Source organism: Rhodococcus sp. GB-02 (assembly GCF_053470465.1).
This window is the reverse complement of the sequence record NZ_JBPUKE010000004.1, coordinates 826225-841615: the sequence shown is the minus strand read 5'-3', so window position 1 is coordinate 841615 and position 15391 is coordinate 826225. Positions and strand designations below refer to the sequence as shown.

The 15391-nt window shown below is 61.6% G+C and carries 9 protein-coding genes and 1 tRNA gene; 6 read left to right on the top strand and 4 right to left on the bottom strand.

Going from position 1 to position 15391, the window contains the following annotated elements; translation table 11 throughout:
- Positions 1-118 precede the first annotated feature (118 nt).
- The 3 genes from ACSW29_RS28670 to ACSW29_RS28660 form a co-directional block, all read right to left on the bottom strand.
- The gene (locus ACSW29_RS28670; protein WP_448278911.1) at positions 119-4804 is read right to left on the bottom strand and encodes a DUF5979 domain-containing protein; all 4686 of its coding nucleotides are present in this window, start codon (positions 4802-4804) and stop codon (positions 119-121) included.
- A gap of 1425 nt (positions 4805-6229) precedes the next feature.
- Positions 6230-6388, bottom strand: coding sequence for a hypothetical protein (locus ACSW29_RS28665; protein ID WP_448278910.1), 159 nt, complete (start codon positions 6386-6388; stop codon positions 6230-6232).
- A 119-nt stretch (positions 6389-6507) separates the two neighbouring features.
- Positions 6508-6583, bottom strand: a tRNA-Arg gene (locus ACSW29_RS28660).
- A 97-nt stretch (positions 6584-6680) separates the two neighbouring features.
- On the opposite strand from ACSW29_RS28660, the gene ACSW29_RS28655 reads away from it, so the two are divergent.
- Positions 6681-8816 carry a cytochrome c oxidase assembly protein gene (locus ACSW29_RS28655; RefSeq protein WP_317826152.1) on the top strand — a complete coding sequence of 712 codons (2136 nt, stop codon included), beginning with the start codon at positions 6681-6683 and terminating at the stop codon, positions 8814-8816.
- 180 nt (positions 8817-8996) lie between these two features.
- Positions 8997-9428: a single-stranded DNA-binding protein gene (ssb, locus tag ACSW29_RS28650; RefSeq protein WP_448278909.1), complete on the top strand. Its 432-nt coding sequence runs from the start codon at positions 8997-8999 to the stop codon at positions 9426-9428.
- 4 nt (positions 9429-9432) lie between these two features.
- On the opposite strand, the gene ACSW29_RS28645 is transcribed toward ssb, so the two are convergent.
- Positions 9433-9894, bottom strand: a complete 462-nt coding sequence (locus ACSW29_RS28645; RefSeq protein WP_230814024.1) for a MarR family winged helix-turn-helix transcriptional regulator — start codon at positions 9892-9894, stop codon at positions 9433-9435.
- 105 nt (positions 9895-9999) lie between these two features.
- Between ACSW29_RS28645 and ACSW29_RS28640 the strand changes: the two genes are divergently transcribed.
- The 4 genes from ACSW29_RS28640 to ACSW29_RS28625 all read left to right on the top strand — a co-directional run bounded on the left by ACSW29_RS28640 (position 10000) and on the right by ACSW29_RS28625 (position 15360).
- Positions 10000-11817: an ABC transporter ATP-binding protein gene (locus ACSW29_RS28640; RefSeq protein WP_448278956.1), complete on the top strand. Its 1818-nt coding sequence runs from the start codon at positions 10000-10002 to the stop codon at positions 11815-11817.
- Between the two features lie 95 nt (positions 11818-11912).
- A complete protein-coding gene (locus ACSW29_RS28635) occupies positions 11913-13091 on the top strand; it encodes an acyl-CoA dehydrogenase family protein (RefSeq protein WP_448278908.1) in 1179 nt (392 codons plus the stop codon).
- Between the two features lie 166 nt (positions 13092-13257).
- Positions 13258-14937, top strand: a complete 1680-nt coding sequence (gene ettA / locus ACSW29_RS28630) for an energy-dependent translational throttle protein EttA (RefSeq protein ID WP_448278907.1) — start codon at positions 13258-13260, stop codon at positions 14935-14937.
- Between the two features lie 3 nt (positions 14938-14940).
- A complete protein-coding gene (locus tag ACSW29_RS28625; protein WP_448278906.1) occupies positions 14941-15360 on the top strand; it encodes an acyl-CoA thioesterase in 420 nt (139 codons plus the stop codon).
- Positions 15361-15391 lie beyond the last annotated feature (31 nt).

The following is a 15391-nucleotide window of genomic DNA, read 5'->3' as shown; positions in this document are numbered from 1 at the left end:
CCTTCGAGGGGTGGGCCGCGGGGGCGGCCGAGAGATAGTTACGTCGTGACGGTGAAACAGGGCGGGTGCGACCAGGTGTAGGTCGCACCCGCGCTGTTTCGGTATTCCTGGTTGGGAGTTACTCCTGGCCAGGTGCCCGCTTGCGGCTACGCAGGGCAAGCCATGCGCCACCGCCGATCAGTACCAGCGCCAGAACGGCGAGCCAGACGACGTTCGCGCCGGTTACCGGCAGTGACGATGACTGGTCCGGTTTGGCCTGAGCAGGATTTCCCGGAGCAGGCGTGCCCGGAGCACCGTTGTGTCCACCACCATTATTGCCGGGAGTGTTGTTGCCGGGAGTCGACACGTCAGTGCCTGCTACCCCGGGTACTTCAGAGCCCGGCCATGTCGGGATTTCCCACGGCGGCAGCGGAATCGGGATCGGGATGATGATCAGCCCATTGCTGCTGGTTTTGTTCTCGAGTCCCAGGATCACCGGTTTGTTTGCTTCGCCGGTGAGCTTGACTGAAGCTCCGGTCGGTTCGCCGTCGATCTTCGAGACGTCCGCCTTGCCTTCCTTGACGCCCCAGATCACTTCACCCCACTTGACGTTGGTGACGTCGGTGTGAGCACCGGTTTCTGTGAAAGTGATGTCGGTGTTCAGCGGGAACTGGACCCGGCCGTCGATGACGGAGGCGTCGCACTGGGCGGTCGGGGTGACCGAAGCGCCAGGTTTGACATCGAGGACGCAAGACCGCGCCTCATTGTCGATGTCCGTCCATGTAGCCGTGACCTGGAAGATCGTGGATCCGTCCTTGGCCACCTGGCTGCCCTTGGGGCCGGTCACGATCTTGTCGATGTCCACCTCGGTGGTCGGTATCGGGCGGTTGTGGATCTCCACGACAGCCTGCTCGCCGGCCACCACCTTGACGGTGTCGCGGTATTCGGCGTCGCCGGCATCCGCGGGCACGTAGTAATACGGCCGCGCCCAGTCGATACCGGCCAGGGGCTTGGGGTCGACCTCGGAGAAGGTGATCACCGTGTTCCGCGGCACAACCTCGTCGGAGGTCCAACTCCAGTCGTTTCCGGCATCGAGGGTGATGGTCTGGCCCACTGCCGGGAAATCAGTTCCAGCGGGGAGCGCCGGATCGATTCCGTCGATACGGACATCGAACGTCGCGCCGTCAGGCAGGTCGGCCTCGGGGGCGCGGACGGGGTTGCCGTCAGCGTCGAGGATGAACTTCGTGAATTCGACCGATCCGAATTTCCACAGCGCCTCGTTCGACAGCGTGATCAGTCGACCGTCGGTCGGGTCGTCGGAGACTATGCCCGTCGCGGTTCCGTCGAGGTTCGAGTGCAGCCACGATTCGCCTTCCGGGCTGGTGCCCCAGGAGATCGTGCCCCACTCGACTCCGGCGACTTCGGGACGGCCGGTCTCGGTGAAGGTCACCTCGGTGCCGACGGGGAGGTCGACGCCGAGCGGTGTGGTCTGTCCCTGCTTGACGCTCAGCACTTGGGTGCGGTACTCCACACCGTCGCGCCAACGCGCCTCGACCGTGAACTCGACGTCGTCGCCGATGGCCTCGGCGGCCTCACCGCCGACCTGCTTGGCGATGCGCAGAGTGCCGTCGTTGACGTCGACGAAGTTCGACACCTCGATCTTGCGCAGATCCTTGCCGATGGTCACCACGGCTGCGTTGTCCGGATTGATCCTGACATTCCCGGAGTATGCGGGCACGCCATAGGCGAGACCGTCACCGTTTGCCGGAACTAGCTCTGTCAGTGTGACTTCGGTGCCGCCGGGCAGGTTCTCGCCGAACGGAACCGGGGTGCCGTCGGACGGAAGAGACAGCGTCTTGCTCTGCGGGTTGTCGTCCGTGTCGAGCCAGGTGGCAATCACGTCGAAGCTGGCCGGTACGGCCTTGTCGAACGCCTTCGGACCCGTGAGTTTCTTGCTCACTTCGAAGGTGCCCTGCGTGATCGTGGCCTCGTTGGTGACGGAGACCGTGTTCGCCGACGCATCGGTGCCGATGGTGAGCATTTTCGGGTTGATCACCGGCTCCGACCAGGTTACGAGGTCGGTGTTCATCGGTTGGACCTCGGTGAAGGTGACTTTCGCTCCGATGGGCAATTTGCCCAGGTCGTAGTGCTGACCGTCTTTCAGGGTGAATTGACGCAGCTCGTTGCCGGCGGCGTCGTCGCCGAAGGCGATCTCTGCGTTGACGACGAAAGCTTCGAGTCCCGTGCGCGCTCCGTCACCGATGACGGACTTGGTGATCCTCGCCGATCCCAGGCTCGCTTTGTTGAGCAGTGTGACACCAACATTGCTCTTCGGCGTGATGGTCACCAGCGCCTCGGTGCGGTCCCCGTTGAGCGTCACGCCCTCTGACGGTCGGAACGTCCCTCGCTCGAAGTACACGCCGTCAACGGTGGGGAGGTTGATCTCGGACAGGCGGATCTGCCAGCCGGTGCCGCGGGGGTTGAGTCCGCTGACCGGCGTTCCGTCAGCCTTCACCTTGATCTCGTAGGAACTGGCCGGGGAGTCGGTCGCCGGATTTTGCCCCGGGGCGAACTCCTCGACTTTCACAGTGAACTCGGTGTTCTCCGGGAATTTTTCGGAAAAAGGCGCGATCTCCTTCAGCAGCGAGAACGAGCCCCGCGAGACACCTTGGCCGGTGCCGCCACCGCCCCATTCCTGCTTGACACTCTGCGTCGACTGAGTCTTGCCGTTGTAGAAGACCGAGTTCCCGTAAACCGTGCCGCGCTGATCCAGCCCACCGCTGCTGGTGCAGAGGGTGTAATCGATGAAATAGCGTGTCTCACGGTTGTAGTCGCCCGCGTCCTTCGGGAGGGTCACCGCAATCCCGTTGTCGCCGCTGCGTGTGATCGTCGTGCCCGCGGTGATGTCCGTGCCGCCCTCTTTTGCGAGGAAGTCGCGCGCGGTGACCTTGAAATTGAGGTCCTTCTTCAGATCGCCGCTGACATCACACACCGCCAAGCTGTCGGAGAACGTGTCAGTGATGACCGCCGGTGCGTCGAGTCCCTCGAGGGTGTGTCCAGAGACCTGTACCTTCCAGTCGATGGTCGTGCCGGCAGGCTGCTTCTCGCCTGCGACGTCCTTCGGTTCGGTGTTGAGCGTGCCGGTCTTGCCGCCCTCGAACTTGGGCCCCGTCACCGAAGCTTCCTTGGAAGTGCCGTTGACGACCGCCCTGTTGGTGAACACATCAGAGGAGTCCGGCACCTCCTTCTCGATCACACAGGACCGGAACTTCACGAAGTAGTACTGCGTCGAGTCTTGCTTGATCTTTTCCTTCGGCGTGATGGTCATGCTGAAGGATTGGGCACTCGCCGTGGCAGCGGAAGCGTCGATGTTGAACTCGGAGGTGACGTTGACGTGGTTGGTTGTTTCACCGTTCAGCCCGGGTAGACGGTTCGCGCGCCAGACCGTCGGGACGAGGCCGCCCTCGCAGACCTCGTGATTGGCGCCAAGAGTCTCCTCGATGATGACTTTCTGGTCGGGGAGGCCCGCGATGAAAGTGCCCGGAACCGTTATGCTCCAGTCGATCTCGTTGTACCTCGTGCCCCCGGCCCAGCCGCCGGACTTTGACGGCCCGGTCTGTGGTGCCCAGTCCTGGCCGACGCCTTCCGCGCTCACGGTGTTCCCACCGATGGTCACGGAGTTGTCGTAGACGGTGCCCGTGCTGTCCACCTCACCGCTGGTTGTGCACGAGGTGTACTCGATGCGGTAAAGCTTGTTTCTTTCGAAGGGGCCGCCGTTGTCGAGCGCAATGCTGACTGGATCACCAGCGGCACTCTGGGTGACGGTGACGCCGCCTGCGACTGGCTTGAGATCGTTCGGGCGACCTGACAGCAGCTTCGCGTTGAGCAGGCTACTCTCGCACAGCTTCATGTTCTCTGAGAGCGCGTCGTTCAGGGTCACCGAACCGGTGCCGCCCGCGTCCAGTGCGGCCAGATCGGCACCGGGAAGGTCGATGGTCCAACGCACAGACTGCTTGTTGCCCTGGAGTTGGCCGGACTTCTTGGCATCGCTGATCACGCTGCCGTCGCTGATGCCGCCACCGCCGGGTAGCTCGTGCGTCACGTCGAAACTGCCGTTGATCGTGAAATCAACTTTCTCTTCCGTGGTGTACGCGACAGCCTTGGTGTACACGAAGAAATCGCCCTTCACCTCGCTCGGGCGATCTGCCACGGCATCGGAGAGAACACACGTCATCAGATTGGTGGCTGCCACAAGTTCGCAGGTTCCCCAGAGCGTCCCGTCATCACCTACAAGGTCGATCTTGGGGTTGCTCTGAAGCTTCAGTTCGCCAGGGAAACCAATGGTGAACTGGTCGCCCGGCTGAGGACTCGCGCTTGACGCGTCCCAGGTGCCCCGCACAGTGACGGAGTCCCCGACCGTGATCTGCTGGTCGTTCTTTCCTTCGACCTGGACGTCGGTGATCTTCACATCGATGCCGGGATTGACTCCGCGCGCGGCCAGTCGCTGCGCTGGCACAGGAGCCGTAGGCGAGGGCGGCGTCGCCGTGAGCGGGGGCTTGGCAGACGTGGGCGACTCCGAGGTGGAAGTAGGCGGCGCCGTCGTCTTCAGTGGCGCCTCCGTTGGGGTTCCGGACGGCTTCGTCGTGGTCGGAACTGTGGTGGTCGGAATAGTGGTGGTCGAGGTCCCGACGTCATCTGCCGAGGCAACCTGGACGAATGAGAACGACGATATGACCAGCGCCAGGACCGCAACAATCATCCCCAACGCCGCCCATCGAGACACCACCCCCTCCCCGGCACGACGCGGGAAGACACGGTTACGCATGACGAACACCTTTCGTTCAGAACACATGATTTAGGCCCCGTCTCCGGGGCCGCCGAATAGCGAAACGGGGCCTTGGAACAGCTCTGTTGTCTTGGGGCCTGGATGCGAGCGTTGATGATTCTCAGGCGACCTATTGCCAAGCCGAACAGGTGGTAATCGGGCCCGGCTGACGCCAGCGCAGACCGACGGCCCGGCTCTGGGTAGGCCAGGTAATGCCCATAAACTCGACTGCCGGTGTTACCTAACGCGACGACCTACAAGGCCTTAGAGGCCGCAGTTGAGGTTTTTTCCTGCGGGATTCATTGCAGTCCGCGCACGAGCACCATCCCGGATAGCAATAGCACCAGCGCGATGGCTCCGAGGGGGAGTTTTCGTACTGCGTGCGACGCGGCCGTGACGGTTTTCATGAAATTCCTTTCTCTGACAAAACGTGAAGATATTTACCCGAGGCGGTTCGCGAGAAAATGCAAAAGCCGCGCGAACAACGCAGAAGGCGCAAACCGGGCGATGCGCAATCAGGAACCTAACACGAGCAAATCGCATAGCTGGACGTGCCGTAAACGTCTGTCCATGCACGAAAGGCTTCGTTTACCTGGCTATATGTGGAATCTTCGGATTCTTCTCAAGTTAACTGGCTAGTTCGTCACAATTCGATCTCAACCATCAGTTGCGTGCCTCTCCTGGTCCTTGACGACAACCGATGAGCGGCCGATCCAGCTCGGCGCTTCTGTGCCGAAAGAGCCTTTATGCAGTTCACTGCCCTTTAATGCTGTCGCAACGACAAGGCGTGGAGCGCCTTATCTGTGTACACACGCTCGGCATAAATGCAAATCATTCTTCTGTAAATAGGAGAAGGGTGAATTAGGGGGTGAATTTAGTCGCTGGTCATCGAAACCTGGAATCTCTGAAAGGATCCAGAGATAGGGGTCACATTAGTTTCGCTATTCGTAGCAGATTGAATTCCGGCCTGAGTTGACGGCGATAATGCTCCACTGTCTGACATGGCACTTCGAGATCTGGATGTGCGTGGGTCCCGAAAGGGGCATGCCGTAGGCTTCCTCGAAGATCTCGAGACCCCGCAAGTTCAGGTCGTTCTCACGTGGCTTGGCTTCGATGAAATGGCTTACTCTTCAAGCGCTTTCGATGCCTGGAGTCAAATGGTGACGGTCGTTGCGTAGCTGCTGGGGGTCGGTATCGGTCGCAGTGGTCGCAGATTGTGTCAATGGTGCTACATCCACGGCTGCCCGCAAGGTCCGACTACTCCGGTTGCTGTTACGCCCTGGGATCCGGAGCCCAGAAATTCTGTGACATTCGCGGCCGCTCCGCATAGCGTGTTGCATGCGACTCAGCCGGCAGTGGTGGACTCCTGCCTACCGACTTGTCGTCGTAGAACTTCGTGAGACGACCTTTGTCACAAGGGACGGGCTACAACGATTGATCGGGCCCGGTCAACGATGCAGGACCGGTCGTCGGTTGGTGTGCGGCGGTGAACCGCTCGACGACGGATACCACGACGATCGCGAGTGTCAGGATTCCAACGGTCCGGGCGAGTGACTTCAGGGTCTTCGGAAGTGCCTTCGTCATGCGAGGCAGATTACTGCGGACGGCACGCAATTTGTGGGCTAGGTTTCGACCCGAATCGGATCGGTTTGGACAGAGACCACTTTGTCCACGCAGCGTGACTATCCGTGATGCAAATCTTGTGGTGCCCCCGGCAGGATTCGAACCTGCGACCAAGAGATTAGAAGGCTCTTGCTCTATCCCCTGAGCTACGGAGGCGCGTGGAACATCATACTCGAGGGTTCGGGATGTGACGCGCACCGCCCAACTCCGACGCGTTGTCGTAGTCGGTTCGCGAAGGTCCTACCCTTGAGGTATGGCTACACCCGACCTCGCGCCGACAGATTCCCCACCGGAGTCCACTCCGCACAGCGGTGCACCCGCTTCTTCGACTGCCATATTCGTGGTCAGTGGACTCATCGCAGGGCTCACCGCAGCCGTTGTGGTGGGATTCTCCGCGTCGCAGGCATTGACTCTTCTGGGTATCCCGGATCCAGGGCCGATCACCACATACGGCCTGCCCGCGATGCGCGCATTGGGGGAAATCGCCGCGGTCATCGCGATCGGGTCACTGCTGCTGGCCGCGTTCTTCGTGCCACCGCAGAAGTCGGGCGTCCTCGACGTCGACGGCTATCGAGCAGTCCGAACCGCATCGCACGCCGCGATCGTGTGGGCAATCTGTTCGTTCATGATGGTGCCTCTGACGCTCTCAGACACGTCGGGTCAGCCGTTTGCCGAAGCCATCAAACCGGCAAACCTCTGGTCGGGACTCGATCAGGTCGAGATCGCCGGCGCCTGGCGCTGGACGGCAATCATCGCGGTTGTTCTCGCGATCCTGGCCCGGCTGACACTGCGCTGGTGGTGGACTCCGCTCCTGCTGCTGGTCGGTCTCCTCGGCCTCATGCCGCTCGCTCTCACCGGTCACTCGTCTTCGGGCGGATCGCATGACATCGCTACCAACAGCCTGATCCTGCACCTCGTGGCGGCTTCGCTCTGGGCCGGCGGCTTGTTCGCGCTACTGGCCCACGCCAGGCGCCGCGGAGATTACACCGACGTAGCAGCCCGACGCTTTTCGACGGTCGCATCCATCTGCTTCGTCGTCATGGGATTCAGTGGCGTGATCAATGCGATTGTCCGTCTGCCTCTCGACGACGTATTCACCACGACGTACGGACGACTGATCGTCGCCAAAACCGTTGCACTGATCATCCTCGGGTTCTTCGGTTGGGCTCAACGGAGTCGGGCGTTGCCGGCATTGGCCGAGAACCCGAAGAGCCGCTCTGCTCTGATTCGATTTGCCGGCGCTGAAGGCATTGTGATGGCCGCGACCATCGGTCTCGCGATCGGCCTCGGTCGTACTCCGCCGCCCCCGCCGCTCTCGATTCCCTCGATCCCTGAGGTCGAACTCGGCTACAACCTTCCGGACCCGCCGTCGTTCATGGCGTTCGTGACGGACTGGCGATTCGACCTAATGTTCGGCACCGCCGCCGTTGCTGCGGCGATTCTGTACGGCATCGGCCTGCGCAAGCTGGCCAAGCGTGGAGATTCCTGGCCCGTCGGCCGAACCATCGCCTGGATGAGCGGTTGCGCGGTGCTCCTGATCGCTACGTCGTCCGGTGTCGGCAAGTACGCGCCGGCAGTCTTCAGCGTTCACATGGGCGCGCATATGGCGCTGTCGATGTTGGGCCCAGTCCTGCTGGTTCTGGGTGCGCCGATCACTTTGGCTCTGCGGGCCCTCGATCCGGCAGGCAAGGACGGCGTGCCAGGCATTCGCGAGTGGATTCTGACCGCGCTGCACAGCCCGTTCTCGCGTTTCATCACCCACCCGATCGTGGCGGCAGTTCTCTTTGTCGGCGGTTTCTACGCGCTGTACCTCGGCGGAATCTACGGTGCGACGGTCGACTCGCACAGCGCTCACCTGCTGATGAACCTGCACTTCATCCTCAGTGGCTATCTCTTCTACTGGGTGGCGATCGGAATCGACCCGTCACCGCGTCAATTGCAGCCGGTGACCAAGCTGGCAATGGTCTTCGGCTCACTTCCGTTCCATGCTTTCTTCGGTGTGGCATTGATGAGCACCACGGCCGTAATGGGCGGTGCGTACTTCCGTTCGCTCGGCCTGGGCTGGAACAACGACCTGATCGGCGATCAGCAGTTGGGCGGCAGCATCGCCTGGGCGACCGGCGAGATCCCGCTCATGGTGGTCATGCTCGCGCTTCTGGTTCAGTGGTCGCGCAGTGACGGCAGGACGGCGCGCCGAACCGACCGTGCGGCTGAACGTGACCACGACGCCGACCTCGCCGCACACAACGCGATGTTCGCCGAATTGGCCAGGCGAGACCGCGAAGGGTGGAAACCCCGTGAGGCTGCTGACGCGGAGACTGCCGGCGAGGACACTGCCGACGGGGCGTCTAGCGAGAAGAAATCCGACGAATCCACCACTAGCACTTAGCTCCGACACTGCCCGGGCCATTCGGTCCGGGTAGTGCTGTTTTCCACAGCTGTCCCGCCTGTACACAGGTCGAAGTCGATCTCTCGCTCTACGCCTTTGCCGTTCCACAATCGAAGCTGCCGACGCAATGATCGGCCCCGTGGCAGTTGGCGGGTTCTGGAGTTCGAAGGGGGATCGGATATGTACGAAACGCATGCAACCGTTGTCGGAACCGTCATCACCAATCCGGTGAAGCGGCAGACCACCAATGGTGAAGAAGTGCTGAGCTTTCGGATGGCGAGCAACACACGTCGCAAAGACGCGGTGACGGGGGAGTGGACGGACGGAGCGACCCTGTATCTCACAGTCAGCTGCTGGCGACGGTTGGTCACCGGCGTCGGCGCATCGATCATGAAGGGTGATCCGGTCATGGTGGCGGGGGAGTTGCGCACCAACGAGTACACGACCAAGGAGGGTGTGCCTCGTTCCGATCTCGAGCTGCGGGCGACGGCAGTAGGCGCCGACCTTGCTCGTTGCATCTCGAAGATCGAGCGTCAGAGCAAGTCGACGTCAGCGGAGAACACGGAGAACACGGAGAACACGGAGGACGCAGTCGACACCGTCGCTGCGTGAGGACTCAGGCCGAGGGTGTCGGGCAGTCGCGGGGCCGAGAGCAATCGTGCCCCGCGTCCACTCGCTCGAGGAGTTCTGTGAGAGTGGCTCGCTCCGACTCGTCGAGGTCGTCGAACACATCCGAGGATTCGCGTCGTTGAGCTTTCGCGACGTCCGCAGCCAGGGCAGCGCCGGCGTCGGTCAACTCGAGCAGCACTGCTCGCCGATCGTTCGGGTCGGGAGTGCGGCGCACCCATCCGGCATCTTCGAGGGAATCCACGACGTCGGTCGCCGACCGCGGAACTATGCGCAATCGCTCGGCAAGAAAACCGAGTCGAACCGGTTCGCCCACTCGGGTCAGCACTCGCAGCGCTCGGCTTTGCGACGGCGAGAGGCTGAATGGTTCCAGCGCTGCCACTTGGCGTCGGCGGATGAGCCGTGCCACGGACATCACGACGTCGGTGAGTTCGCGCTCTCGGGAATGCATGGCGCCAGTCTAGCGTTGTTGGTGTCAACCTCATAGTGAGGTAACCTCATCAATATGAAACTAGGGTGAGAAAGCCTCCAGGAGGTAAACGTGAAACCAGATCACATGCGAAGCATCGAACGAACCGCTGTCGAGATCGCTCCGGCGGAATCCGTACCGGCAAAGCGCGTACTCGGACTGTTCGCGCCGTACCGAACTCAGATCGCCATCGTCACCGCGGTCATCACACTCAGCGCGATCGTCGCGTTGGGCAGTCCGCTGCTCCTACGCGAAATGCTCGACAAGGCGATCCCGGACAAGAACCTCGGACTCGTCAGTGTTCTGGCCATCGGCATGATCGCCATTGCCGTGATCACGAGCTGTCTCGGCGTGGCGCAAACCTGGATGTCCAACAGCATCGGCCAGAAACTGATGCACCAACTGCGCGTGCGGGTCTACTCGCACCTGCAGAATCAGTCCCTCGGATTCTTCGCTCGAACCCGAACCGGCGAAGTTCAGTCGCGCATTGCCAACGACATCGGCGGTATGCAGTCGGTGGTCACCAACACGGCAACGTCCATCGCGCAGAATGCTACGACAGTAGCGGCCACGATTGTTGCTCTGTTCCTTCTGGATTGGCGACTCGCCATCTTCTCGCTGGCGATCTTGCCGGTGTTCATCCGTATCGCACGCAAGATCGGTGACGAGCGTCGCAAGATCTCGGGCAAGCGGCAGAAGCTGCTCAGTGATTTGTCGGTCCAGGTTGAGGAATCTCTCTCCGTCAGCGGCATTCTCCTCGGCAAGACGACCGGCGCGAAGTCGGCTCTGACGGATCGATTCACCGAGCGTTCAGTGGAAGTCGCGGACGTCGAACTCCGGGCCATGATGGCCGGCAAGTGGCGCATGGCGACCATGTCGATCACCTTCGCGGCCATGCCCGCACTGGTCTACTGGTTTGCCGGTTTCACTCTCGATCACGGCAATACCATCACCGTCGGCACCCTCGTCGCATTCACCACACTGCAAACACAATTGTTCCGACCCACCATGATGCTGCTCAACACGGGTGTCGAGGTGCAGAGCTCGATGGCACTGTTCAGTCGCGTGTTCGAGTACCTGGATCTGCCGATCGACATCGCGGATCCGGAAGAGCCGAAGAGCTTCGATCGCACCAAGATGTCCGGCGAACTTCGGTTCGACCACGTCGACTTCTCGTATCCAGGAACCGACAGCAAGACTCTCGACAACATCGACCTCACGGTCCCAGCCGGCGGAACCTTGGCGCTGGTCGGCTCCACCGGTTCGGGCAAGACCACTCTCGGATACTTGGCCGCACGTCTGTACGACCCGACTGCGGGATCGGTGAGAATCGACGACGTCGATCTGCGGGACCTCGATCTGGCGACGGTCTCCGACCTGGTGGGCGTGGTGTCGCAGGAGACATACCTCTTCCACACGACGATTCGTGAGAACCTGCGGTTCGCGAAACCCGACGCCACCGACGCCGAGATCGAGCTGGCAGCGCGCATCGCTCAGATTCACGAGTTCATTTCCGGTCTCGACGACGGGTACGACACCATGGTCGGCGAGCGCGGCTACCGATTCTCCGGCGGTGAGAAACAGCGCATCGCGATCGCGCGCACAGTTCTGCGGAATCCGCCGATCCTCGTCCTCGACGAGGCGACGAGCGCCCTGGACAATCGCACCGAACGTGCGTTGCAGGACGCGCTCGACGAGCTGATGGTCGGACGCACCACTCTTGTTGTAGCGCACAGGCTTTCCACGGTTCGAGATGCGGACCTCATTGCGGTCCTCGACCGGGGCGTGGTTGTGGAAAAGGGCACTCACGACGAACTGGTGCAACAAGGCGGGCGGTACGCACAGCTGCTTGCGGCCTCGGGTAATGACGCAGTCGAACTCCCGTCGGAACTGCAGACCGTGTGAGTGCAAGAAATATCGGCCATTTCACTTCCGCAAATTTCTAGAACGTGTTCTACTTTAATGGTCGTGGGTCGACTATCAGTGGAGGCGGAAAAATCATGGGTCAGGTTCTGGACAACATCTCACAGTTCGCCGACGAGATCCGCGCCGACGGAGTCGAGGGCGACAAGCTGATGCGCTTGACGGACGGCAGCGCGAAGCGCCTGCGCGACTCCGGTGTCATCCGGATGTTGCAGCCGAAGGAGTTCGGAGGCCTCGAGGCGCATCCGCGTGAATTCGCCGAGACGGCAATGGCTATCGGCGCGATGGACGGTGCGACGGGTTGGGTCAGCGGCATCGTCGGTGTTCATCCGTGGGAGCTTGCGTTCTTCGACCGCAAGGCTCAGGAAGAGGTGTGGGGAACCGATCCCGATACGTGGATGGCGTCACCGTATGCGCCGATGGGTGTTGCGAGGCCGGTCGAGGGTGGCTACATCCTCAATGGTCGTTGGTCGTTCTCCTCGGGTACCGATCATTGTGACTGGATCATGATCGGCGCGATGGTCGGTGACGAATCCGGCAAGCCGTTGATGCCGCCGAAGCACCTGCACGTACTGCTGCCGCGCTCCGATTACGACATCGACCAGGACAGCTGGAATGTCGTGGGTCTGCGCGGAACCGGGTCGAAGGACCTGATCGTCAAGGACGCGTTCTTGCCCACCTACCGCACGATCGACGCCGGAAAGGTGTACGAAGGGACGGCGTGGAAGGAAGCGGGCCGTACGGAGACGCTGTACAAGTTCCCGTTCTCGTGCATTTTCCCGCTGGGAATCACCTCGTCGTTGATCGGTATCGCCGAGGGTGCGTTGGCGTGCAACATGGCGGCGCAGCGTGAGCGGGTGACGGTCAGTGGTGTTCCGATCAAGGAAGATCCGTACGTGCTGTTCGCGATCGGTGAGGCTGCGGCCGAGATCGCTGCTTCTCGGGCTGCGATCTTGGAGACGGTGGATCGTTTCTGGGACATGACCGAGAAGGGGCAGGAAGTTTCGTTCGAGCTTCGTGCGATCGGTCGGCGTACGCAGACTGCTGCGGCGTGGCGGGCGGTGCGGGCGGTGGATGAGATCTTTGCTCGTTCCGGTGGTGGGGCGTTGCAGTTGAGCACGCCGATGCAGCGGTTCTGGCGTGATGCGCATGCCGGTTTGGCGCATGCGATCCATGTACCCGGTTCGATTTTCCATTCGTCGACGCTCTCGCAGCTTGGCGGCGAACCAAAGGGCATCCACCGGGCAATGATCTGAGCCGTCCGCGGGGCACTCGGAAGTCGCCCAATCGCGGTTTTGATGGGGGTCGAGAAGCATGTCGACGAATCTGGTCGATGACCTCGGACTGTCCGCAGAACCCGCATCGGTGTGACAGCCAACGCGCAATGTGGGTTATAGGACAAACACCGATAGGCTGGCGGCCATGGCTGAGTTCATTTACACGATGAAGAAGGTGCGCAAGGCGCACGGTGACAAGGTCATCCTCGATGACGTCACGATGAGCTTTTACCCCGGCGCGAAGATCGGTGTCGTCGGACCGAACGGCGCTGGTAAATCCAGCATCCTCAAGATCATGGCCGGACTGGACCAGCCGGGTAACGGCGAGGCATTCCTGGCTCCGGGCGCGACCGTCGGCATCCTCATGCAGGAGCCGGAGCTCGACGAGACCAAGACCGTTCGCGAGAACGTCGAGGACGGCCTCGGTGAGACGATGGTCCAGCTCAAGCGGTACAACGAGATCGCCGAGCTGATGGCCACGGATTACTCCGACGAGCTCATGGAAGAGATGGGCGAACTGCAGGAGAAGCTCGATCACGCAGACGCGTGGGAGATCGACTCGCAGCTCGAGCAGGCTATGGATGCCCTGCGCTGCCCCCCGCCGGAAGAGATGGTCACCCACCTCTCCGGTGGTGAGAAGCGACGCGTTGCACTCTGCAAGCTGCTGCTGAGCAAGCCCGATCTCCTGCTCCTAGACGAGCCCACCAACCACCTCGACGCCGAATCTGTCCTGTGGCTCGAGCAGCACCTAGCTGCCTACCATGGCGCAATCCTCGCCGTGACCCACGATCGTTACTTCCTCGATCACGTCGCGCAGTGGATCTGTGAAGTCGACCGCGGACGTCTGTACGCGTACGAGGGCAACTACTCCGTCTATCTGGAGCAGAAGGCTGCACGCCTCGAAGTTGCCGGCAAGAAGGATCAGAAGCTGCAGAAGCGTCTCAAGGACGAACTCGCATGGGTTCGTTCCGGCGCCAAGGCCCGTCAGGCCAAGAACAAGGCTCGTCTCGATCGCTATGAAGAAATGGCGAACGAAGCCGAGAAGACCCGCAAGCTCGACTTCGACGAGATCCAGATCCCGGCACCGCCGCGTCTGGGTGACGTGGTCGTGGAGGTCTCGAACCTCGACAAGGGCTTCGACGGTCGCGTTCTGATCAAGGACCTCTCGTTCACGTTGCCGCGCAACGGAATTGTCGGCGTCATCGGCCCCAACGGTGTCGGTAAGACGACGCTGTTCAAGACCATCGTCGGTCTCGAGGAGCCTGATGCCGGTGAGGTCAAGATCGGTCAGACGGTCAAGCTGAGCTACGTCGACCAGAACCGTTCCGGCATCGACCCCAGGAAGACGGTCTGGGAGACCGTGTCCGACGGGCTCGATTTCATCGTCGTCGGCCAGACCGAGTTCCCGTCGCGCGCGTACATCAGCTCGTTCGGTTTCAAGGGCCACGATCAGCAGAAGCCAGCCGGCGTTCTCTCCGGTGGTGAGCGCAACCGCCTGAACCTAGCGATGACGCTCAAGCAGGGCGGCAACCTGATCCTGCTCGATGAGCCCACCAACGACCTCGACGTCGAAACCCTCGGCTCGCTGGAGAACGCTCTCGAAGAGTTCCCCGGCTGCGCCGTCGTGATCTCGCACGATCGCTGGTTCCTGGACCGCACCTGTACCCACATCCTCGCGTGGGAAGGTGGCTTCGGCGACAACGAGGCAGCTTGGTACTGGTACGAAGGCAACTTCGAGGGCTACGAGGCGAACAAGGTCGAGCGACTCGGCCCCGACGCCGCCCGCCCGCACCGCGTCACTCACCGCAAGCTCACCAGGGACTGATCCGTGTCCGACGTATACACAACGCAGATCCAGGTCCGGTGGGGCGATTCCGACCGGTTGGGTCACGTCAACAACACGCGATACGTCGAGTACATGCAGGAAGCTCGCATCCAGTTCCTGGAAGCGAAACTGGCGCCCCTCGGCGGCCGGCCGGGATACCTTGTGGTTCGAAAGATGACCATCGAGTTCCTCAAGCCGGTCACCGATCGGTCCGGTCCCTTGAACGTGGAGATCTTCACGACTCACGTCGGGACTTCCTCGTTCACGGTTCGGCACGTCATCCGTGACAACGCGGGTGTCGAGTGCGCCTTCGGCGACGCATTGATGGTCGGATTCGACACGGTGTCCGAAAAGTCCAGACCGCTGGCAGACAGCGAACGTGCGGTGCTCGAAGCATCGCTTGTTCAGATGACGACATCGTAGATTTCGTTTCTCAGTTCACCCTAGGTCCTGG

Excerpts from the sequence above, each read along its gene's own strand:
- ssb (WP_448278909.1), top strand. The coding sequence starts at position 8,997 with ATGTACGAAACGCATGCAACCGTTGTCGGAACCGTCATCACCAATCCG.
- ACSW29_RS28665 (WP_448278910.1), bottom strand. The coding sequence starts at position 6,388 with ATGACGAAGGCACTTCCGAAGACCCTGAAGTCACTCGCCCGGACCGTT.
- ACSW29_RS28655 (WP_317826152.1), top strand. The coding sequence starts at position 6,681 with ATGGCTACACCCGACCTCGCGCCGACAGATTCCCCACCGGAGTCCACT.
- ACSW29_RS28640 (WP_448278956.1), top strand. The coding sequence starts at position 10,000 with ATGCGAAGCATCGAACGAACCGCTGTCGAGATCGCTCCGGCGGAATCC.
- ACSW29_RS28635 (WP_448278908.1), top strand. The coding sequence starts at position 11,913 with ATGGGTCAGGTTCTGGACAACATCTCACAGTTCGCCGACGAGATCCGC.
- ACSW29_RS28645 (WP_230814024.1), bottom strand. The coding sequence starts at position 9,894 with ATGCATTCCCGAGAGCGCGAACTCACCGACGTCGTGATGTCCGTGGCA.
- ettA (WP_448278907.1), top strand. The coding sequence starts at position 13,258 with ATGGCTGAGTTCATTTACACGATGAAGAAGGTGCGCAAGGCGCACGGT.
- ACSW29_RS28670 (WP_448278911.1), bottom strand. The coding sequence starts at position 4,804 with ATGCGTAACCGTGTCTTCCCGCGTCGTGCCGGGGAGGGGGTGGTGTCT.